The organism is Aggregatimonas sangjinii (assembly GCF_005943945.1).
Lineage (GTDB): Bacteria > Bacteroidota > Bacteroidia > Flavobacteriales > Flavobacteriaceae > Pelagihabitans > Pelagihabitans sangjinii.
The window spans coordinates 4,254,890-4,276,121 of sequence record NZ_CP040710.1 but is presented as its reverse complement, the minus strand read 5'-3'; the positions used below and the strand labels follow the sequence as shown (position 1 = coordinate 4,276,121).

Genomic DNA, 21,232 nt, shown 5'->3' with positions numbered 1-21,232 from the left:
TCAGTAGCAATTTTTATGAAATTGTTACAATTGGTGGTTTAAGGCACAACCGACTTCTGGTTAATTTTGCACAAATTCTCCAGAGGATGGTCACAACGTGGTGATGGCTTTCCGAATACGGGAAATGCTTTCTTGTTGTCCGATCATATCCATGATGTCAAAAATATGCGGTCCTTTCATGTCGCCAACGAGTACCAAGCGTAAAGGGGGCATGACTTTCCCGAAAGAAAGCGCCTCCTCGGCAATCCACCCTTTTACTTGGGTCTCTACATTTTCAGAAGTAAAGTCCGAAATCGTTTCCAATATAGATACCAATCGGTTTAAGAGTTCCGGTGTTCCTTCCTTCCATTGTTTTTTGACGGCCCTCTCGTTATAGGTGCTAGGTGCAACGAAAAAGTAATCGGAGAGTTCCCAAAATTCCGATACGAAAGTAGCACGTTCCTTAATCAGTGAAACTACTTGTTCAAAATAGAGGTCAGGCTGACTGATGTCTACGCCTTTGGCCTGCAGGTCCGCCTTAAATAATTCGGCTAATTTTTTATCGGTCTGCTGTTGCAGGTAGTGCTGATTGTACCATTTGGTCTTGTCCGGGTCAAAGCGCGCTCCGGATTTATTCACCCGCTCTAAACTAAAATTTTGCACGAGCTCGTTCAAACTGAAAATTTCTTGCTCCGTACCGGGATTCCAACCGAGGAGCGCCAAAAAGTTAATGACCGCCTCGGAAAAATAGCCGGCTTCCTTGTACCCAATACTTTCATTCCAGGACAACGGAAATACAGGAAAACCCATTTTTTCACCGTCGCGCTTGCTTAACTTCCCTTTGCCGACCGGTTTCATGATCAAGGGCAGATGGGCGAATTTAGGAGCCTTCCAACCCAAGGTATCATACAACAGTTGGTGCAGTGCTAAGGAGGGCAACCATTCTTCCCCACGTATCACATGGCTGATTTCCATTAAATGATCATCCACGATATTGGCCAAATGATAGGTAGGCATGCCATCACTCTTAAAAAGTACTTTATCGTCCAAGATATTGGTGTCGATTTCAATACTGCCGCGAATGATATCGGTCAAGTGCAGCTTTTCGTCTTGAGGGGTGAGAAAGCGAATTACGTAGTCCTCACCGGCATCCAAGCGTTTTTTTACCGTTTCGGCACCAAGCGATAACGAATTATCGAGTTTTAGCCGGTTGTGCCAGTTGTAGATAAAGGTCTTGCCCTTGGTTTCATGGTCTTTGCGATGAAAATCGAGCCGTTCAGGGGTGTCGAACGCATAGTAGGCCTTTCCATTGGCGATAAGTGCATCTGCATATTGTCTATACAGTTGTTTGCGCTCACTTTGACGGTATGGGCCGTACTCACCTTGATTTACCGAATCGTTTTGAAGGGGCCTCGAAGGGCCTTCATCAAATGGGATTCCGCACCAGTTCAGGGCGTCGATAATATATTGCTCAGCACCTTCTACATATCTATTTTGATCCGTATCCTCTATGCGTAGGATAAAGTCGCCCCCATGCTTCTTGGCAAAGAGGTAATTGAACAATGCGGTGCGCACACCGCCAATATGTAATGGCCCCGTCGGGCTGGGTGCAAAACGCACACGGACTCTCTCGCTCATTGGTACAAATTAATTTCCCGATGCTGTTGCGCATTTCCGGGTGGCATTGAATAAAATTTTTCTTGCGGTTTTTTCCAAATAAAATAGAGAAATACCGCAAGTGATATAGCCAAGAATGGAGCGGCCACAAAAATTTTTATTGAAGCGCAAAGGTATAAAAACCGTGGCTACTATGTAGCTCGAACCTTCATTTCAGAAGGGATTCTAGGGTTCATTAGTTTAAACCATAAGGGAGGAAGAAAAGAAAGCACCATTGAGGTGGGGTACCCATAGGGCATTTGTGGGGAAATATCGTGATAGTCAAGTATTTGGTATTTTTTAGAAGACTTATAGTGATGATCGCTATGACGTGTCAACTCGTATAAAACGATGCGGCCCATCACATGATTGCTGTTCCAGGAATGTACTTCGCGCACCCTTTCATAACGCCCGGAAGGCATTTTTTTACGGGACAAGCCGTAGTGTTCGATGTAATTGACCGTTTCCAACAACAAGAACCCAACGATGCCGGTGCAGAAGGCGAACAAGAGCCCGATGGGGCCAAATACCAAAAATACAACCGCCAAATAGGTGATTTGAAAAATGGAGTACCAGAGCATGTCGTTTTTAATCGAAAGAAAGCTATGCTTACCGCCTTTTAAAAGTTTGGCCTGCAACCCCCAAGCGCTAAAATACTGACGGAAAACCGAAGTAAACCAAAATGAATATACCGTTTGGTTGTATTGTGCCGTAGCCGGATCTTCCTTGGTCGCTGCATTGGCATGGTGTCCGAAATTGTGCTCGATATAGAAGTGCATATAGTGGGAAGGAAGCAATAACAATTTACCTAAATGTCGTTCGAACGTGGCCTGTCGGTGACCCAGTTCGTGTGCAACGTTTATACCATTGGTGCCCAAAACAATACCTATGGAGAAAACAAGGCCGATGATTTCATATGGGCTATAGGTATGGTGCGAGATATCCCAAAGCGTATAGGATAATAGACCAAAGACAATCGGGACGTTGAGATATAACATCCAATCATAAAGTTTGCTTTTGGCTTTTTCTTCACGCTCAGCACCCTCTTGGTTGCTAGTATCATGGGGCAATAACATTTCGAGGATGGGTATCAGTACAAAGGCATATACGATGGTAAAATAGCTCAGTGAACCCTTAAAATAGAGACTGATGATGGCGGATAAGGGCAGACTCATGGCCGCCAAATACTTTAGGTCTTTCATTTTGGTCGCTTTAAATTGGTTTGGTCGGTGCGCCGCGGCTTGTCTTCCGAAGGCTTAATTTCATCTTAAATATAGTCAAAATCGCCGCTAGCAGCCCGTTTTTGATGTATCTTAGTCTCAAAAGTAGGGCAATTTGAACAGCTATCATCACATACTCGATAAACTGAATAAGTTTACCAAAAAGTACTACTCCAAGATATTGGTCAAAGGGGTGCTGCTTTTTCTGGCGTTGGGCCTGCTATTTTTCTTTGTAATCATGGGCGTCGAGTACTTTCTTTGGTTGAATTCCACCGGACGTTTGGTGTTGTTGATGGTTTTCATCGCCGTTGAATTGTTTCTGTTGTACAAGTATATTGCCGTTCCCTTATTTTATCTATTTCGGGTACGCGAGGGAATCACGAACAAACAGGCATCAGTGCTAATAGGAAAGCACTTTCCGGAAGTCGGGGATAAACTGTATAATCTTCTGGATTTGGCCGACGATGCCAACCAATCCGAATTGTTATTGGCGAGTATCGCACAGCGGTCAACGCACTTGAACCCGATTCCCTTTACAAAGGCGGTCGATTTTAGGGAGAATTTGAAATATGCCAAGTATTTGGCGCTTCCGTTCTTGATCTTTGGCTTGATTTGGCTGAGCGGGAACCTCGGTAATTTCTTCGGTTCTGCAAATAGGGTCGTCAATTATGACATGGCCTACCAGCCGCCGGCTCCTTTTAACTTTAAATTATTGACGAATGAGCTAAATGTTTTGGATACCGAGCCGGTAACGTTGCAATTGACGACAGAAGGAGAAATTCGCCCCGATGCGGTATTTATCGTTATCGACGGCAAGGAATCGTTACTACAACAACGCAGCGGCATCTTTCAATATGCCTTTTCCCCACCAATGGAGACAACCGATTTCCATTTTTCGGCCAACGGTATTCGCTCGATGGATTATCGTCTCAATGTATTGAGCACGCCATCCATCCAAGAGTTCGAGGTGAAATTGGACTATCCAAATTATACCAACCGTTCTTCGGAAGTGCTCAAAGGCACAGGCAATGCCACTATTCCCGAAGGAACGAAGGTAACTTGGGAAATTAGAGGACGGCATACCGAACGTATTCAGATTGTCACCAAAGATACCGCCATGGTATTTGACAAGAAGGAGGCGCTATTTACCTTCTCCAAAGGTATTTACTACGATTTTCCTTATGAGCTAAAGACTTCGAATCAAAATGTTTCCGATCACGAAAGTCTTGCGTATCGCTTCAACGTGATACGTGATGCGCATCCGACCATTAAGGCAAAGCAGGTGCTCGACTCGTTGAATCCTAATGTTTCATACTATGTAGGCGAGGCCAGCGACGATTATAAACTGAATAGTATACAACTTATTTGTTACCCAGATGAGGATGAGGATGCCAAACAAGCGATCGACTTGGGCAGCCCGAAGACAAATTTCAATCAATTTTATTACACTTTTCCGTCAGGTTTGGTGTTGGAAGAAGGCAAAAATTATAGTTTCTATTTTCAGGCAACGGACAATGATGCGATTCATAGGGGAAAGACCGCAAAAAGCCAGGTATTTTCGATGGCCTTGCTGGACCAGAATCAGCTGAAAAACAAGGAGTTGGAGTCACAGCAAAAGTTGATCAATAATATGGATAAGTCCTTGGAAAAATTCAAGGAGCAAAAAGAAACCCTTCGAGAAATCAACATCGAACAAAAGGAGAAGCAACAACTGAACTTTAACGATCAGAATCAAATCAGGGACTTTCTGCAAAAACAGGAGCAGCAGGAGAATATGATGCAGAAATTCAGTAAGGAGCTTAAAGAGAACCTCCAGAAAAGTGAAAAAGACGACAAGTTGAATCAACTGTTGCAGGAACGTTTGGAGCGGCAGGAAAAGGTGGCGGAAAAAAATGCGAAATTACTGGAGGAGTTGAATAAGATAGCCGATAAGATCAATAAAGAGGAGTTGTCGAAGCGTTTGGAGGAATTGGGAAAAAAGCAGCAGAACAGCGAACGCAGCTTGGAGCAGTTGTTGGAACTCACCAAACGGTATTACGTTACGGAAAAAGCGGCACAATTGGTAAGGGATTTGGAAATCTTGGCTAAAAAACAAGAACTTCTAGCCAAACTAAAAGTTGGTCAGGATTTTTCTACTGAGGAGCAGGAGAAGTTAAATGAAGATTTCAACAAGATCACCGAGGAGATGGAAGAGTTGCGAAAGGATAATGAGTCCCTGAAAAAGCCCATGGATTTGAATTTGGACAAGGACAAAGAGGAGGGCGTACAGCAGGATCAAAACGAGGCATTAGATCAAATCAATAAACATGAGGGACTTGAGGAATCATCTTCCTCAGGGGAAAAGGAGAAAACGGCTAAAACGGCATCACAAAAACAAAAGTCTGCAGCCCAAAAGATGAAGGAAATGAGCCAGCAGTTATCGGAGTCTTCGGCGGGCGGCGCCTCCGGAGGCTCCTCGGTCGCTGAGGATGCAGAAATGCTCCGGCAGATTTTGGAAAATCTGGTAACTTTTTCCTTTAAACAAGAGAGCTTATATGACGTGCTGAGCGAAGCAGAGAGGGATATGCCCCAATTTTCAAGAATCGTAAGGGAACAACAGGAATTACGCGGACTTTTTGAGCACGTAGATGATAGCTTGTTCGCACTTTCGCTGCGACAGGCTGAGCTTTCCGAATTTGTAAACGAGCAGATTACCGAGGTATATTACAACATCGATAAATCCTTGGAAAGCCTTGCCGAAAGCCAGATATACCAAGGGGTATCTTACCAGAAATATGTGTTGACCGCCTCGAACAGTTTGGCCGATTTCTTGGCGAACCTTTTAGACAATATGAATCAAGGTATGCAAATGGGGCAAGGTGAAGGGCAAAGTGGGGAGGGATTTCAGCTTCCAGACATAATCAAGAAACAAGGGGATCTGAAGGAGAAAATGGATGGTATGGGTCAGTCGGGTCAAGGTAAGCCACAAAGTGGTGGTGAAGGCAAGGGAAAGAGTGGCGAAGGTCAACAGGAGGGAGAACAGGGCTCGGATGGAAAACAGGGCAACGAAGGCCAAGGAAAGAAGGGCGAGAATGGTACAGATGGCCAGGGAGAGGGCAATAAGGGTGAAAGAGGTCAAGGTAAAAATGGTGAGGGAAAAACTGGCGGGGACGGTGAAGGACAAGGCGGATCAGGTAATGGTCAAGAAGAGCCGAGCGAAGCAGAGTTACGGGAGATATATGAGATTTATAAGGAACAACAACAATTACGGCAACAATTGGAGGAGCAACTGGAAAATATGATAAATAATGACGACCGTAAGTTAGGGGAGAAGTTGGTACGTCAAATGGAAGATTTCGAAAACGACCTTTTAGAGAACGGGGTTACCCAACGTGGTCTCTCCAAAATCAATACGATTAATTACGAACTGTTGAAATTGAAGAATGCCGCTATGAAGCAAGGTAAAAAACCGGAACGGGAGAGCAATACAAATAGGAATCAATTTCGAAATCCGATTACGACCAAGCCCGCTGTCCTTCAGAAATACCGAGACGAAATAGAGCTGTTAAATCGACAAGCATTACCTTTGCGGCAAAATCACCAAAATAAGGTGAAGGAATACTTCAAAACCAATGATTGAGTTCCATTATGAGACGGATTTCCAACTACAAGATGAATCCAAGTTTGCCGATTGGCTTGCTAGGGTAGTTGTATCTGAAAATGCGCATATCGCACAATTGGACTATATTTTTTGTACCGACGCGTATTTGCTTGAAAAGAACCAGCAGTACTTAAACCATGATACGTATACCGACATTATTACTTTCGATTATTCGGAAGGTCGTAACATTGCTGGCGATGTTTTTATCTCCGTGGATAGGCTGAAAGAAAATTCCGTTAAATATAACGTTCGGTTTGATGAAGAAATCCTTAGAGTTATGGCGCATGGGGCACTACATCTTCTAGGCTACAAAGACAAATCGGTAGAAGAAATTGAGGTCATGCGTAAAAAAGAAGAAGAAAAAATCAAATTGTTCCACGTGGAACAATGATGCGCTAAGCCATAGATTTACAATTAAAATTCATCATCGAGGTCGCAGCGTAATTTATCCAAGGGTAAAAATGTGGTGAAGATAAAATTGCTATTTAAAGTACGGTCAAAGATATGTTCGAAAACGAATACGATGTCATAGTAGTAGGTGGAGGTCATGCGGGCGCGGAGGCGGCAGCCGCTGCGGCCAATATGGGTTCAAAAACGTTACTGGTGACAATGAATTTGCAGACCATTGGACAAATGTCCTGCAATCCGGCTATGGGTGGAATTGCTAAAGGACAAATAGTACGGGAAATCGATGCCTTGGGGGGGTATAGCGGTATCGTAACCGACAGGTCTACCATTCAGTTTAAGATGTTGAATAAATCCAAAGGTCCTGCAATGTGGAGTCCGCGTGCGCAAAATGATCGTATGCGCTTTGCCGAAGAGTGGCGATTGATGTTGGAGAATACGCCAAATTGTGATTTCTATCAAGAAATGGTGAACGGCCTTTTGGTCGAGAACGGAAAGGTTACAGGAGTGAAAACGTCATTAGGATTGGAAATTAAGGCCAAGGCAGTGGTATTGACAAACGGCACCTTCTTGAATGGGTTGATTCATATTGGCGAAAAGCAACTGGGAGGCGGTCGCGCCGGCGAAAAGGCTTCTACCGGCATTACGGAGCAGTTGTTATATTATGGCTTCGATAGCGGTAGAATGAAGACAGGAACTCCCCCACGGGTCGATGGTCGTTCGTTGGATTATAGTGTGATGATACCGCAGCCTGGCGATACCGTTCCTGAAAAATTCTCTTATTTGGATACTCCTGTACTGAAATCGCAACGGGATTGCCATATGACACATACCAGCGCGTTGGTGCACGATTTGTTGCGGGAAGGTTTTGATCGCTCCCCGATGTTCAATGGTAGAATTAAGAGCATTGGTCCACGGTATTGCCCGTCTATTGAGGATAAGATCAACCGTTTTGCGGATAAGGACAGCCACCAGTTGTTCGTAGAGCCGGAGGGTTGGAATACGGTTGAGGTGTACGTCAATGGCTTTTCAACTTCGTTACCAGAGGATGTTCAGTTTAAGGCGTTGCGTTCGGTAAAAGGTTTTGAAAAGGTGAAGTTCTTTCGGCCCGGCTATGCAATTGAATATGATTATTTCCCACCCACACAACTGAAGCATACACTGGAAACCAAGCTGGTGGAGAATCTATATTTTGCGGGTCAGATTAATGGTACGACCGGTTATGAGGAAGCGGCCTCCCAAGGTCTGATGGCAGGGATCAATGCACACCTAAAAATAAAGGGAAAAGATCCTTTTATTCTGCAACGGGACGAGGCTTATATTGGGGTATTGGTAGATGATTTGATTACCAAAGGAACGGAAGAACCGTATCGAATGTTTACCTCTCGCGCAGAGTATAGGACCTTGCTGCGGCAAGATAATGCGGATCTGCGTTTGACTCCGAAGGGATATGAACTAGGCTTGGCAAAAGAAAATCGCTTGCGAAGAATGGAGGAGAAATTGAGCAAGTCGGATGCGTTTGTAAAGTTTTTCAGGGAGACCAGCGTAATTCCTAAAGACATCAACCCGATTCTTGAGCAGGTTGATGCAGCTCTTGTCAAGCAATCCGATAAAATGTTCAAGGTGTTTTCCAGACCGCAGGTGACCATGGATCATATGCTGCAATTGGATTCGGTTTCTGATTTTGTATCGGCGAATGAGCTTGATAGGGAGGTGCTTGAGCAGACCGAAATTCAAGTAAAGTATTCCGGATATATCGCAAAGGAGCGAAATAATGCCGATAAATTGCATCGTTTGGAGGATGTGAAGATTCCGAAGAACTTTGATTATTCCAAATTGAAATCGCTATCCTATGAGGCACGTGAAAAGCTAAAGGCCATCCAGCCGGTAACGATTGCGCAAGCGGGTAGGATAAGTGGAGTGAACCCTTCTGATATCAGTGTGCTATTGGTATACTTGGGCCGGTAATCATTATGCGTTGTCAGGATTATGGTGTACAAAACGGCCTGGTCTGCATTGATTTTTGAATTAACCCTATAAATGAAGGAAAAGTCACAAGGATGTTCCACGTGGAACATGGTACATGATTTTTATAGGGTGTATAAATTCCGGATCATTTTAATTATACGCTTCTAATGTTTTGGTGCAATTCTTGATGAAGTTTCAAGAGACATCAAACCGCTGCAAAAATGCAAAGACTACTACCACTACTTTTACTTATCTTTTTAGTGCAATCCTGTATCCCGATACGGATCGCACCGAGTATTGAAGACTACAAAGTAACCCGTGGCAAAAAATTCAAGCGCAGTCTTTCCAAAAGGCAAATGTTCATTTTTGAGAATCCAAAAGACGAACACCATTTCTACGATTACGTCAACACCAAATATCAACTTGGTCATACAAATGTATATGATGATGTTCCGTTTGAAGTCGATGGCACACAGTATTTTTTCGCATGGTATGAAATCGAAATTCAGGACAAGGCCTTAAACTTAGGGCCGTCCCTTTTTAATGCCTTTATGAACGAATTGTTGGATAGTGATGATGATTCCTATATCAGCGGTCCGGACGTCATCCTAAATGGAAACTGGTATATCGCTGTGGAAGTGTACAGCGATACCGAAAAGGATTGCCTTCAGGATAGCTCTCTTTCAAAGGAGCAAGTTTTAAATTATCTTCGCGCTTTGAAAAAAGAATACCTCTCGACCCACAACTATAATGAAGTCGTATTTAAAAACTAAGGATCATTCCGTTTCGGGCGAACATTTTGAACTATTGTTCGATGCCGATCTAGAGCTGTTGGTTACACATCCGCAACCGAAAGATTTGGGCAAGTATTATGAAAGTGAGTCCTACATTTCGCATACCGATTCCAGTACATCCCTTATCGATAAAATATACCAGATTGTAAAGCGCTATAGTCTTTCCAAAAAAGGACGTCTGATTTCCCAATACGCCAAAAATGAAAAAACGCTATTGGATTTCGGTGCAGGCACGGGAGACTTTTTATTGACCGCCAAAAATGAAAATTGGACGGTTACCGGTGTGGAACCTCATATTGGTGCGAGAGCGAAATCCTCCGAGAAAGGGATTGCTTTGTTAGAAGATATATCCGAAATCAAATCGGGGAAATTTGAGGTGATTACGCTTTGGCATGTGTTGGAACATTTGCCCGATCTCAACAAGCAGATCGAAGCGCTTGTGGGAAAATTGGAGCAGGAGGGAACTTTGATCATCGCCGTTCCAAATTTTAAATCGCATGATGCCCGGCATTACAAAAATTTCTGGGCGGCCTACGACGTGCCACGACACCTTTGGCATTTTTCGAAAAAGGCCATTGAGAAATTATTCGAACCCCATGATATGAAAATCATTGCAGTTCGACCGATGCTTTTCGACGCCTTTTATGTGAGCCTACTTTCAGAGAAATACAAAACGGGGCGACAGAATTATCTAAAGGCATTTTATCGTGGATTATTTTCCAATATGAAAGCGATGCGCAGCAAAGAGCACTCTTCCCTCATTTATATACTTCAAAAGGCCTAAAACGCATTTTAAAGCGTTTAGAGGAGATTTTTCAGATGCTGCCTTCCAACACCATCTCAATGTTATAATCCCTCTTAAAATCACAGTTTATTTATGTCGTTTTTAATAGATAGGTCTAATGGGAAGATAAAAATACAATAGGTATTTTCTATGGCGCGTATATGCACCTATAATCGGTTGCCAACGAAGGGAATCATAGAAAATGTAATTTCGTTGGGATGCATTAAAAAAGCTTTCCTATTTTTGCGCCGGTTTAAAATTCAAGCGTGGGATATCATTGAAACCGTCAAAGGGGAATAGCGCTGAAAAGATTTCCGTGATTATGGAAATGAAAAATAAAATAGATTGAAATGATGAAAAAATGGATTTTAGTGGTATTGGTGCTGGGGGCAGTATCCTGTACGCAGGAAAAAATAGGTTATGTAGATAACGTAGTCTTGATGGACAAGTACCAAGAGAAGATGGATATTGAAGCGGACTTCAAAGTCAAACTGGAAGCGTTGACGAAAAAACGTGACAGTATTTCCCAAGGGTTTCAGTTAGAGATGCAAGCCTTTCAAGCCAAAGCTCAGAAAATGAACCAGGCAAAAGCCCAGGAAGAATATGCCATGATGCAACAAAAAGGACAGTTTATGGGCCAACAGTTGCAACAAGAAGACCAAAGTTTACAGGCACAAGGACAAACTGAAATGGATACTTTGGTCAAGAAAGTGAAAAAAGAAATCAAGGCATACGGTAAGGCCAACGGGTATACCTACATACTTGGTGGCGGAGATGGGGGTAGTGTTTTGTATGGCACGGAAGCCAACGACCTTACCGATGAGATTCTAAAAATCTTGAACGACAAGTACAAGAAATAAGCGAATTGAGAGAAAAAAAGACCTATTTCGTAATCAGGTCTAATAAAAGCCCGATCCAGTGGTCGGGCTTTTGCATGCTTAGCCCTGAAGTAAATATACCAGAAAGATAGCAGGTACAAAATAGACGGCAATGGTTTTGGCCCCTTCATAATCCTTCGCCATCCGCTGTCCGAACAACAGCATCAATAACGACACGCAGGACATGATCGCCCCATAAAATGCGATTGAAGATTTGCCCAGAACCGTTAGTTGATAAAGTCCCACCAAACAAAGGATAGCCGCGATCATTTCAACCAAAAGCACCGTAAACAACAAAAAGGGAACCAAACCTGTAAGTGGCGTACCCTCAAAATGGCTTTTTAGCCATGTAAGATTTCCTCTCCAGTCGAATACCTTGTCAATACCACTTTGTAGAAAAGTGATGATCAAGAACAATAACAGCAGAATTTCAGTGGCATTTTTCAGTATACTTTCCATAGGGGTATGTTTTGGTTTGAACGAGTCATGTCTAGATGGCGCCATCAAAATACAGGGTCGGTCTCCGGAATTTTTTAGCTACTTACAGATGGTGTGGGCGCGCTTGGCTTTCTATGGAGTAGGCGTGTCAATTTAATAGAGAGGTCCGTAAAAATCAACTTTGAATTTCCGTTTCGCTCGACATGGTAAATGGCATCTTCCAATTCTTGGGTAAGGTCTAGAATATTGTTTTCGTGTACAAAGGGTGCGAATTTCTCCAATTGAAATCCATCAACATGAATGCGCATATAGGCCAAATCCTTTGCATTATAATTGATCAATAAAGCCTGTCGGATTACAGCGATGCAATAGTGTAAAAATTTCTTTTGGGTTTCCCTGCCCGTCGCGGCAACTTCATTGCCCCACATCAATAATTCGTGGATCGCCCCTTTGTTTCCTTTGGCCTTGAACGCACTTCGCACCCATTGCACAAACCACTTCTCGAAGACCAAATCCTCAGAGTCGTTGTTCTTTAAATCGAGTGCCTTATTAAAATTACCGTTCGCTTCATGCGCCAAACGCATGGCTTCCGACTCCGCTAGCCCAAGGCCCTTCAAAGCATCACTTATGGCGTCTTCGGACAAAGGTGGTAAATGTAGGATTTGGCATCTAGACCGGATGGTCTGTAACAGCTGTTCCTCGTCCTCTACGATGAGAATAAAGACTGTCTTTTCCGGAGGTTCCTCCAATAGCTTAAGCAGCTTGTTGGCGGCGGCTCCGTTCATTTTTTCCGCCATCCAAATGAGCATGACCTTGTATCCGCCCTCGTACGACTTAAGCGAAAGTTTTTTGACGATATCCTGCGCCTCGTCAACGCCGATCTGTCCCTGTTTTTTCTCAATACCGACTAGTCGGTACCAATCGAAAAGATTGCCGTACGGTTGCTCCAAAACAAATCTGCGCCACTCCTGCATGTAGTGATTGCTCACGGCATGGCTTTTTACTTTTTCGCCATTCGCGACCGGAAAAGCAAAGTGCATATCCGGATGGGAAATCGAACCAAATTTTAGATTACACGCTTCATTGCCTCCCGAATTTTCCCCTCCAGAGTTTCCACAGATAACGTATTGGGCATATGCTATTGCCAGGGGTAAAGTGCCGGAACCTTCCGGACCAACGAATAATTGTGCATGGGAAATACGTCCTGATTCGGCACTGGTCGCCAAGTGGTTTTTGATATGCGAAAGCCCTAGAATGTCTTTGAACAGCATGTGTCAAATATAATCTTTTTCATGTTTGGAAATTCGAAGAAAGGCCTCCTTCATAACTTCCCCAGAGGTAAAATAAAATAGGTAGCGGATTGCATTCTTTTCGGTTGGCCTTACGTCTTCTGTTTTTTAGCGCAGCGGTCTTAGGTCTTTTTAGTTACATTTGCCCTTCTTTTAAAATTCATTTGCCATGAAAACCATCAACGATTTTAACTTCGAAAATAAAACAGCCCTTATCCGCGTAGATTTCAATGTTCCTTTGGACGGCGATTTTAATGTTGCCGATACCAACCGTATCGAAGCGGCCAAACCGACCATTATGAAAGTTCTGGAGGATGGTGGCAGTGCCGTACTGATGTCACATCTGGGCAGACCAAACGGGCAAAAGAACCCTGATATGTCTTTAAAGCATATCCGAAGCACCGTTTCGGAAATCCTCGGGGTTAAGGTGAACTTCGTTGAGGATTGTGTGGGCGCGGTGGCTGAAAAGGCCGTAGCCGACCTGCAACCGGGAGAAGTATTGTTGTTAGAGAACCTTCGTTTTTATAGCGCCGAAACAGCGGGTGATAAGGCCTTTGCCGAACAACTCGCAAAAATGGGCGATATATATGTCAACGACGCTTTTGGAACGGCGCATCGTGCACACGCTTCTACGACTGTAGTGGCCACCTTCTTTTCGCAAAAGAAGTGTTTTGGATTCCTCTTGGCCAAGGAAATCGAGGCGATTGAAAAGGTCATGCGAACTGGTGAGAAACCGGTCTTGGCGATTTTGGGCGGGGCAAAAGTATCCTCTAAAATAACTATTATAGAAAATATTTTGGACAAAGTTGACCACCTCATCATCGGTGGTGGAATGACCTACACCTTCGTTAAGGCCAATGGCGGTCAAGTAGGCGATTCAATTTGTGAGGACGATAAAATGGACTTGGCTTTGGATATCCTGAAACAGGCCAAAAAAAAGGGTGTAGAGGTGCATATTCCCGTCGATGTACTTGCGGCGAACGATTTCGCCAATGACGCGGATACGCAAATAGTGGATGTCGATAAAATTCCGGACGGGTGGCAGGGTCTGGATGCCGGACCACGTACTTTGGAGCGCTTCAGAGAGGTGATTACCCAATGCAAGACCATTTTATGGAACGGTCCCGTTGGCGTATTCGAGATGGAAAATTTCGCCAAGGGTACGATAGCGGTTGGAAACGCCATTGACGAGGCAACCCGAAATGGCGCATTTTCTTTAGTGGGTGGCGGCGATTCGGTCGCGGCGGTGAAGCAATTCGGTTTCGAGGAAAAAGTAAGCTACGTATCTACAGGAGGGGGCGCCATGTTGGAAAGTCTGGAGGGGAAAAGCCTGCCCGGAATTGCCGCAATATTAGCAGAGTAAGCACGTTATCGGTAAAGGGTAGGTCGCGTGGGGTAAACCTTGGGTTTATCCTTTTTAAATTTTATACTTTCAAAAAAAAATGCGATTTTCGTTGACCTTCCCTCATTAGTATTCGCGATTATGATAACTAGAAAAAAAAATCCCCTCATTTTTTTACTATTGCTGGGCTTCGGCTTTGTGGTTTTCGCCCAACAAAAGGATACGCTCTCCCAAAAAGCCAATGAACTCAAGACTGTAAAGGCCGAGAACATTTCCTTGGACACTTTGTCAATCGATATGCAAGGCTTGGAACAGATGGAAGAAATGCAATCCGCAGTTCCTTTCGAGGATATGCCGCTTTCTTTCACACAGGAACGGGATAAGAATAAATATGGACTCCAGGATCATCAAAAGGCCGCAGAATACGATAGCCTTTGGATGAAGGAATTGTACGAGGCCGCTGCGCTTTTTGATGATATGTATGATGAGGTGGCGAGTCTCGATGCCAATGTCAAGAACGACACGGAAGCCTATATCTTAGAGCTCCCAACGGATACGTTAAAGGCGCGTTTGGAGAAATTGAATCAAAAGACACCGTTTAACGTGGCGTACAATGCTTCTTTGGAAAGTGTTATACGATCATTCCTTAAGCGTAAGAGTGGTTTAATGGAGCGGATGATTACCGTAAGCCAGTTCTATTTCCCTTTGTTCGAACAGCAATTGGACAATTACGATATTCCGATCGAGATGAAATACCTCGCTATCGTCGAATCCGCTTTGAATCCGCGGGCAAGGTCCAGAGTTGGTGCGACCGGTCTTTGGCAATTCATGTACGGCACCGGGAAAATGTACAAGTTGGATGTGAATAGCTACGTAGACGAGCGTCGCGACCCCATTAAGGCCACAGAGGCAGCTTGCAAATACCTTTCAAAGCTCTACGGGATCTTTGGCGATTGGGATTTGGCGTTGGCAGCGTATAACTCTGGCCCTGGCAACGTGAATAAGGCGATAAGACGATCGGGAGGGTACACCAACTATTGGAACATACGCCGCAATTTACCCCGTGAAACGGCAGGATACGTCCCAGCTTTCTTGGCAACGATGTATCTGTTCGAATATGCCGAGGAGCACGGTCTTAGCCGCAAAAAGGCTGATCGGCCGTACTTCGTTACCGACACTGTACGGGTGAAGAGCATGATCACTTTCGATCAGATTTCAAAATTGACCGATGTGAGTGTAAAGGAACTGGAACTTCTTAATCCTTCCTATAAGTTGAACGTTATTCCCTATGTAGACGGTGAAGACTACGCCCTGCGCTTGCCGAAGGATGCCATAGGCAAATTTGTAGCGAACGAAACTCAGATTTACGCCTTTGTAAAAAAGGAATTGGAAAGTAAGGAGAGTCCCTTGCCGAAATTGGTCGCCCAAGCTGAAAAAGATAGAATCCGGTACAAAGTGCGTAGTGGCGATTTTCTAGGTAAGATCGCAGAACGCTATGGCGTTCGAGTAAGTCAAATAAAGCAGTGGAACGGACTTCGCAGCAATAATTTGCGCATAGGGCAACGCTTGACCATTTATCCGAGAAATCGGGGCGGAGTCGTAAGCAAAAAGGCGACAGCATCGGTAAGTCAACAGAACTTTCCACCGGGAACTAAATTGCATACGGTGCGCAGCGGCGACTCGCTTTGGACCATTTCAAGAAAATATCCAGGAATTTCCGTAGAGAATTTGAAAAAGTGGAACGGTATTAGTGGTAAGAACCTCAAACCGGGTACCAAACTAAAATTGTGCGAGTGCCCATCTTAAAGCCAGCACGTATGAATCTTGTTCGAACACTTTTATTTTCGGTAGTATTTTTCGTCTTTTCCTGTCAAGAGGGCGGCTCTAAAAAAAGCTACCTTCCGGCCAGTACCGGCCCGATTAATTCCTTGGTCGTCGTCATGGATAGCGAGCTTTGGAAAGGTGAGGTAGGAGATAAGGTACGGGAGTATTTCGCTGCACCCGAGGTAGGCCTTATTTGGGCCGAACCCTTGTTTAGTATCAACCACTTTCCACCACAGGTCTTTAGCGGTGTCACGAGACAATCACGTTCCATACTATACGTACAGAAAGACACCTTGGATATTGGCCACCTCAAAGCCGATATGTACGCTTCTCCGCAGCGGGTAGGTGTGGTCAAAGGCCGGACAAATGATGAGATTATGGCCAATTTGGATGAAAATGCGCCAGAAATGATAGCGGCTTTTAAAAAGTTGGAAATCGGAGAGGTTCAGAAACGGTTCTTGCGTTCGTTGAACAAAGAAGGGGTGCTAGAGGAAAAATTTGGTATTGCAATGGACATCCCTTCCATTTACAGGGTTGGAAAACGGGAGGATAATTTTGTCTGGATCGATCGTCAAATATTGGAAGGCACTTTGAATATCATTGCTTATACCATGCCCGAGGATGCCTTTCAAAACGACTCTACCCTCGTCAGGGATATTGTGAGAATGCGCGACTCTATCGGGGAAACCTATATTCCAGGCGCTGACATACCGGGAAAGGTAACCTACATGCGTACCGATCCGGGCTTTGCACCGCATATATTCCCCGCTGAGCTGGCAGGAAAAAAAGCGATAGAGGTACGGGGTATTTGGGATATTAAAAATTACGCGATGGCAGGTACCTTTCTGACCTACATTGTTGATGACCCCGCAAACAAGCGCAAACTAGTGATTGAAGGCTTTGCTTTCGCGCCAGCTACCGAGAAAAGGGATTATATGTTTGAGTTGGAAGCGATTTTAAGGACATTGAAGTTTACCCGATAATCGAGATTCAAACTTTTCTAAGCTGCAGGAAGGCCTAAAATTCTTAAACCATAGTTGCCCAGAGCCCTGCATAAGTTTCTTCTGAAAAACCCCCTCGTAAAGTATGAAAAGCGCCATTCGGACGCGTTCTGCTTGGCGTTTTATGCATTATCAATAGTAGTATCAGTTCAAGGCCAATTTATAGGAGTAGTGACGGCACGATTTTAAAAGGATACGCAAGGCTTTCAGGCCCCTACAAATGTAACATAGCATCTTCGGAAGGTTTAAGGGCTTAAAGCCGGCTTAAATGGTTGTCAATGCTATGCTCGGCATTCTTTAGGAATTTTATCCATGCTTGTACGCAAGCTACGGGTTAATGAAGAACCTATGCTACATATTGATTAATAGTATTTGCTAAAAGCTTTTTTTGCTGAAATAAAGGGACAAAAGCAACGATATAATAATACTGGTAAGTATATATCTTTAAAGATAAATAACAATGCCAACTTCCTGTTACAGGAAGTTGGCATTGTTCTCTACATTATTTTTAGGCTTTTTGGAGCGTCTACATGTTCACGATAATGAATTCGGAACGTCTATTTCTAAAATGTTGCTCTTCCGTACAGCGTACACGACCGTTACATTCGTTCAAGAGCATCTCTTCACCATATCCGTTGGCACTTTGAATTCTACCGGCATCTATACCTTGCGAAATGATATAGTCCCTTGTAGATTTTGCACGCTTGTCGGAGAGGTACTTGTTGTATTGGGCCGAACCTCGCGAGTCGGTATGGGATTCGATTTTGATAACCATGGTAGGGTACTCTGTCATGACCTCCACCAATTTGTTCAATTCGGTAGCAGCATCATTTCTGATGTACGATTTGTCAAAATCGAAGAAGATCATTTCCGTCTTTAATTTTTTAATACCCTCCTCTAAGGCAATCATCTCCTCGAGACGTTTGAGAGATACATTTTGGTTGACCAATTCGTTGTCTTTGGAGGTTACGGGTACTTCATTTTCGAAATACTCCCCTTTCTTTGTCCTGAGGACATATTTGGTGTTGCTATCCAAGTCTTCGAACATAAAACTACCATCTTCGGCAGTTTCCATTTCTTTTAATTTGATACCATTTTCGTCCAATAATTCTACCATGGTTTTTGGCATCAATTCACCGGAGACCAATTCGGTAACCACGCCTGCAATAGCGTTCAGGTTCTCGGCCACTTTTTCCGGAACAATGCGTTCAAAGGAATAAATATCGTCATCCCCTTTGCCCCCTTTACGGTTCGAGGCGAAAAAGCCTTTTAAGCTATTCTTGTTGGCGATATAGGAGAAATCATCTTTGTTGCTATTAATAGGCTTGCCCATGTTCACAACGTCTAAAAAGCCTTTTTCTTCGTCAATGGCGACTTCATATATATCTAGCCCACCAAGGCCGACATGACCGTCAGAAGCAAAGAATAATTTTTCTTCATTGATAAAAGGAAACATTTCCCTTTGTTCCGTATTGATATTCGGGCCAAGGTTTTTCGGTTCGGAAAATTGCCCACCTTCCAGCACGTCTACCACAAAAATATCCGTCTGGCCAATACTACCGGGCATATCCGAAACAAAATACAATTTCTTACCATCAGGACTTAGTGCCGGGTGTCCCGTCGAATAGTCATCGCTGTTAAAGGAAACTTCTCTGGCTTCTTCCCATTCCCCATCTACCTTATTGGAAACGTAAATTTTTAGGTGATTTACGCCATTTTTATCTCGTTTCAATTTTTTTCCGAAGTTGTTACGGGTAAAATACATGGTAGTATTATCGGGCGAAAAGGTAACCGAGGCCTCATGATACTTCGTATTTATTTTTTTCGAAAACTTAAGGGCATCTTTTAAATCTTGGGTCTCCTCGTTTATTTTGGCTACATAAAGGTCAAGGTAGGGTTGGTCGTTCCATTTGTATTTTCTAGTCTTTAGGAAGGAAGAATCCTTTGCCGAGGCAAAAACGATTTCGGTCGTATCCAAGAACATTGGTGAAAATTCGGAGTATTCCGTATTGATGGCCAAATTCTTAATTTCGAAACTAGGGGTCGCCGCAAGAATATTATCCAAGATAATCTCGTTGGGTAGTGCCTCGTTTGAGCTCAAATCAACGGTTTCTCCTTCGCCCCGGCTCATCTTCTTATTGTATAGGCGCATCAATCTTTTGGCACGACCGTATTTACCTGTTCCTTTTAACGCATGCGAATACCGAAAGGTATTATCTGTTGAGAAATCTTTGCCCTGCTGTTCGTATAGTATGTTGTACCATTCATAGGCCTTTTCCATATTGGTATTAAAATAGTGGGCATCTGCGGCTTTTTGAATAATATCAACAGTGTAGTTTTCCTTTCCCTTACTAAGGGCTTGTTCGTATAGTTCGGCAGCCTCGGCGTACCACATTTTGTCGAAGTAACTATCCGCTTTTTGAATCAATTTACTCTTGTTCGTTCCGGTGTAGACCAACGGTACTTCCTTGGTTTCGGCTTCAGCATTGCTTAACATCCCATAAGAGACTTGGTCCAGATCAACATTCGAGTCATTTGAACCGGCAGTAGCCGTCTCCTTCGAAGTAGTAGTTGTCTCGGCAGCGTCCTGTTCAATGGTAGCGGTTTGTACCATATCCTTCTCCACTTTTAAAATCCAGACGTCATCTTTGTATTTTCCATCGAAATCTGAATTTACAGCTGCGATAGCTTTTTTCCAATCGGTGTAATGATTCAGATAAACGTAATGTAATCCGTTGTCCTGATGCTTTATAAATCCTGCATCAAAACCTTTTTTGTTCAATTTTTTAACCGTTCTCTTCAGATTCCTGGTTTTACTAAGCACAGCATTGATTACGTAGAAACCATCTTCCGCGCTAGTAATATCATCGAACGTCCTATGGGCGATACCGTTCTTATCGGCAGCTTCCGAGAACGTCTCCTCCCTTTCTAAGAGCATACCCGTATCTGGACTAAATTCAGTTGTCTCCGCAGTACTAACAAAACCTGCTGTCGCGGTAGGATTCAATAAATCGTCAGGTAAATCCTGCGCACCAACAAAAAAGCTAAAGAGTAAAAAACCGCAGCTAAGTAATCGTTTCATAGTTCAAAAAATTAGAAAAATCTAGGGGATTTGAGTCTATTTTCTCTTGATACCAATTGGTATCTAAGAAAAATTTCATGTGATCCGGAATTAAAGCCATTCAAATTATTAATGGAGTAGTCATAGGCATAACCGAAGTTAAATTTCGGCGATATTTGAAAGCCTAAAATTGCCGCAACCGAGTCGTCCCATCTATAGTTAACGCCTAAATTTAGCGTTTCGTATAATAAAAAGTTCGTCGAAACATCAACTGATACTGGAGAACCGACCACTTGTTTTACAAAGAACGAGGGTTTGAATTTCAGAATCGGGTTGATATCAAAAACATAACCTCCGATAAGATTAAAATGCATTCTTTCGTCCGCTTCTGCCTGTATCGCCTCGTCATAATGTTCCGAAGGGAAAAAATTTGGAACAGATAGTCCGAGATAGGCCTTTGAACTAAAATAAAAAACACCTGCGCCTATTGAGGGCAGTAATTTTCCATTCACGTTTTCATTAAAGCGAACATCGTCAGCATCTCGACGTATACCTTTCGAAAAATCGAGGCTAAACACGCGCGCCCCAGCTTTAATGCCCAATGCCAGTTTATCTCCGTTTCGATTTAAAATCAATTGATGCGCATAATTGGCATCGAAGTAGGTTTCGGTCGCAGGACCCAACTCGTCTTGAATAATAGACAGCCCCACCCCGTCAAAAAGGCCTATGGGGGTTTCTATACCAAACGTTATAGTTTTTGGAGACCCCTCTAAACCTACCCACTGACTTCGATATAAAGACAGTAGGGTCAGATGACCTCTAGAACCGGCATATCCCGGATTGACCGTTATCGGATTATACTGATACTGCGTATATTGCGGGTCTTGTTGAGCATGCCCGAAAACAGTGCCAAGGATAAAGATAAAAAATAAATAATAAGTCTTACGCATTTT

At 43.6% G+C, this 21,232-nt stretch carries 15 protein-coding genes; 9 read left to right on the top strand and 6 right to left on the bottom strand.

Annotation, left to right across the window (positions count from 1 at the left end):
- Positions 1 to 90: 90 nt before the first annotated feature.
- Positions 91 to 1,617: a glutamate--tRNA ligase gene (gene gltX / locus FGM00_RS17845; RefSeq protein ID WP_138854223.1), complete on the bottom strand. Its 1,527-nt coding sequence runs from the start codon at positions 1,615 to 1,617 to the stop codon at positions 91 to 93.
- Positions 1,618 to 1,787: 170 nt separating this feature from the next.
- Positions 1,788 to 2,837 (bottom strand): alkane 1-monooxygenase, encoded by a 1,050-nt coding sequence (locus FGM00_RS17840; RefSeq protein ID WP_138854222.1) that lies wholly within the window; start codon positions 2,835 to 2,837, stop codon positions 1,788 to 1,790.
- Positions 2,838 to 2,970: 133 nt separating this feature from the next.
- Here FGM00_RS17840 and FGM00_RS17835 point away from each other — a divergent pair, with 133 nt between their 5' ends.
- The 6 genes from FGM00_RS17835 to FGM00_RS17810 all read left to right on the top strand — a co-directional run bounded on the left by FGM00_RS17835 (position 2,971) and on the right by FGM00_RS17810 (position 11,306).
- Entirely contained in the window at positions 2,971 to 6,474 is a 3,504-nt protein-coding gene (locus FGM00_RS17835) for a DUF4175 family protein (protein WP_138854221.1), read from the top strand.
- Positions 6,467 to 6,886, top strand: coding sequence for an rRNA maturation RNase YbeY (gene ybeY / locus FGM00_RS17830; protein WP_138854220.1), 420 nt, complete (start codon positions 6,467 to 6,469; stop codon positions 6,884 to 6,886). The genes FGM00_RS17835 and ybeY overlap by 8 nt, the downstream gene beginning before the upstream one ends.
- Positions 6,887 to 6,999: 113 nt before the next feature.
- A complete protein-coding gene (gene mnmG, locus FGM00_RS17825) occupies positions 7,000 to 8,868 on the top strand; it encodes a tRNA uridine-5-carboxymethylaminomethyl(34) synthesis enzyme MnmG (protein WP_138854219.1) in 1,869 nt (622 codons plus the stop codon).
- A gap of 221 nt (positions 8,869 to 9,089) precedes the next feature.
- Positions 9,090 to 9,641 carry a hypothetical protein gene (locus FGM00_RS17820; protein ID WP_138854218.1) on the top strand — a complete coding sequence of 184 codons (552 nt, stop codon included), beginning with the start codon at positions 9,090 to 9,092 and terminating at the stop codon, positions 9,639 to 9,641.
- Positions 9,619 to 10,446 (top strand): class I SAM-dependent methyltransferase, encoded by an 828-nt coding sequence (locus FGM00_RS17815; RefSeq protein ID WP_138854217.1) that lies wholly within the window; start codon positions 9,619 to 9,621, stop codon positions 10,444 to 10,446. Before FGM00_RS17820 ends, FGM00_RS17815 begins: the two co-directional genes overlap by 23 nt.
- A 353-nt stretch (positions 10,447 to 10,799) precedes the next feature.
- A complete protein-coding gene (locus FGM00_RS17810) occupies positions 10,800 to 11,306 on the top strand; it encodes an OmpH/Skp family outer membrane protein (RefSeq protein WP_138854750.1) in 507 nt (168 codons plus the stop codon).
- 78 nt (positions 11,307 to 11,384) lie between these two features.
- On the opposite strand, the gene FGM00_RS17805 is transcribed toward FGM00_RS17810, so the two are convergent.
- Both FGM00_RS17805 and FGM00_RS17800 read right to left on the bottom strand, forming a co-directional pair.
- Complete coding sequence (locus FGM00_RS17805) at positions 11,385 to 11,783, bottom strand: DoxX family protein (protein ID WP_138854216.1); 399 nt, start codon at positions 11,781 to 11,783, stop codon at positions 11,385 to 11,387.
- 74 nt (positions 11,784 to 11,857) lie between these two features.
- The gene (locus tag FGM00_RS17800) at positions 11,858 to 13,033 is read right to left on the bottom strand and encodes a DNA polymerase III subunit (protein ID WP_138854215.1); all 1,176 of its coding nucleotides are present in this window, start codon (positions 13,031 to 13,033) and stop codon (positions 11,858 to 11,860) included.
- A 187-nt stretch (positions 13,034 to 13,220) separates the two neighbouring features.
- Between FGM00_RS17800 and FGM00_RS17795 the strand changes: the two genes are divergently transcribed.
- The 3 genes from FGM00_RS17795 (at position 13,221) to FGM00_RS17785 (ending at position 17,200) form a co-directional block, all read left to right on the top strand.
- The gene (locus FGM00_RS17795; RefSeq protein ID WP_138854214.1) at positions 13,221 to 14,414 is read left to right on the top strand and encodes a phosphoglycerate kinase; all 1,194 of its coding nucleotides are present in this window, start codon (positions 13,221 to 13,223) and stop codon (positions 14,412 to 14,414) included.
- A 120-nt stretch (positions 14,415 to 14,534) separates the two neighbouring features.
- Positions 14,535 to 16,199, top strand: a complete 1,665-nt coding sequence (locus FGM00_RS17790) for a LysM peptidoglycan-binding domain-containing protein (protein ID WP_138854213.1) — start codon at positions 14,535 to 14,537, stop codon at positions 16,197 to 16,199.
- Positions 16,200 to 16,210: 11 nt separating this feature from the next.
- Positions 16,211 to 17,200 carry a DUF4837 family protein gene (locus FGM00_RS17785; RefSeq protein ID WP_138854212.1) on the top strand — a complete coding sequence of 330 codons (990 nt, stop codon included), beginning with the start codon at positions 16,211 to 16,213 and terminating at the stop codon, positions 17,198 to 17,200.
- 544 nt (positions 17,201 to 17,744) lie between these two features.
- On the opposite strand, the gene FGM00_RS17780 is transcribed toward FGM00_RS17785, so the two are convergent.
- Positions 17,745 to 20,300, bottom strand: a complete 2,556-nt coding sequence (locus FGM00_RS17780; RefSeq protein WP_236262843.1) for an OmpA family protein — start codon at positions 20,298 to 20,300, stop codon at positions 17,745 to 17,747.
- An 11-nt stretch (positions 20,301 to 20,311) separates the two neighbouring features.
- Complete coding sequence (locus FGM00_RS17775; protein WP_138854211.1) at positions 20,312 to 21,229, bottom strand: PorP/SprF family type IX secretion system membrane protein; 918 nt, start codon at positions 21,227 to 21,229, stop codon at positions 20,312 to 20,314.
- Between the last annotated feature and the right edge of the window lie 3 nt (positions 21,230 to 21,232).

Coding starts and splice junctions, on each gene's coding strand:
- FGM00_RS17800 (WP_138854215.1), bottom strand. CDS start 13,033: ATGCTGTTCAAAGACATTCTAGGGCTTTCGCATATCAAAAACCACTTG.
- FGM00_RS17840 (WP_138854222.1), bottom strand. CDS start 2,837: ATGAAAGACCTAAAGTATTTGGCGGCCATGAGTCTGCCCTTATCCGCC.
- FGM00_RS17810 (WP_138854750.1), top strand. CDS start 10,800: ATGAAAAAATGGATTTTAGTGGTATTGGTGCTGGGGGCAGTATCCTGT.
- FGM00_RS17780 (WP_236262843.1), bottom strand. CDS start 20,300: ATGAAACGATTACTTAGCTGCGGTTTTTTACTCTTTAGCTTTTTTGTT.
- mnmG (WP_138854219.1), top strand. CDS start 7,000: ATGTTCGAAAACGAATACGATGTCATAGTAGTAGGTGGAGGTCATGCG.
- FGM00_RS17815 (WP_138854217.1), top strand. CDS start 9,619: ATGAAGTCGTATTTAAAAACTAAGGATCATTCCGTTTCGGGCGAACAT.
- FGM00_RS17795 (WP_138854214.1), top strand. CDS start 13,221: ATGAAAACCATCAACGATTTTAACTTCGAAAATAAAACAGCCCTTATC.
- FGM00_RS17785 (WP_138854212.1), top strand. CDS start 16,211: ATGAATCTTGTTCGAACACTTTTATTTTCGGTAGTATTTTTCGTCTTT.
- FGM00_RS17790 (WP_138854213.1), top strand. CDS start 14,535: ATGATAACTAGAAAAAAAAATCCCCTCATTTTTTTACTATTGCTGGGC.
- gltX (WP_138854223.1), bottom strand. CDS start 1,617: ATGAGCGAGAGAGTCCGTGTGCGTTTTGCACCCAGCCCGACGGGGCCA.
- FGM00_RS17805 (WP_138854216.1), bottom strand. CDS start 11,783: ATGGAAAGTATACTGAAAAATGCCACTGAAATTCTGCTGTTATTGTTC.
- ybeY (WP_138854220.1), top strand. CDS start 6,467: ATGATTGAGTTCCATTATGAGACGGATTTCCAACTACAAGATGAATCC.
- FGM00_RS17775 (WP_138854211.1), bottom strand. CDS start 21,229: ATGCGTAAGACTTATTATTTATTTTTTATCTTTATCCTTGGCACTGTT.
- FGM00_RS17820 (WP_138854218.1), top strand. CDS start 9,090: ATGCAAAGACTACTACCACTACTTTTACTTATCTTTTTAGTGCAATCC.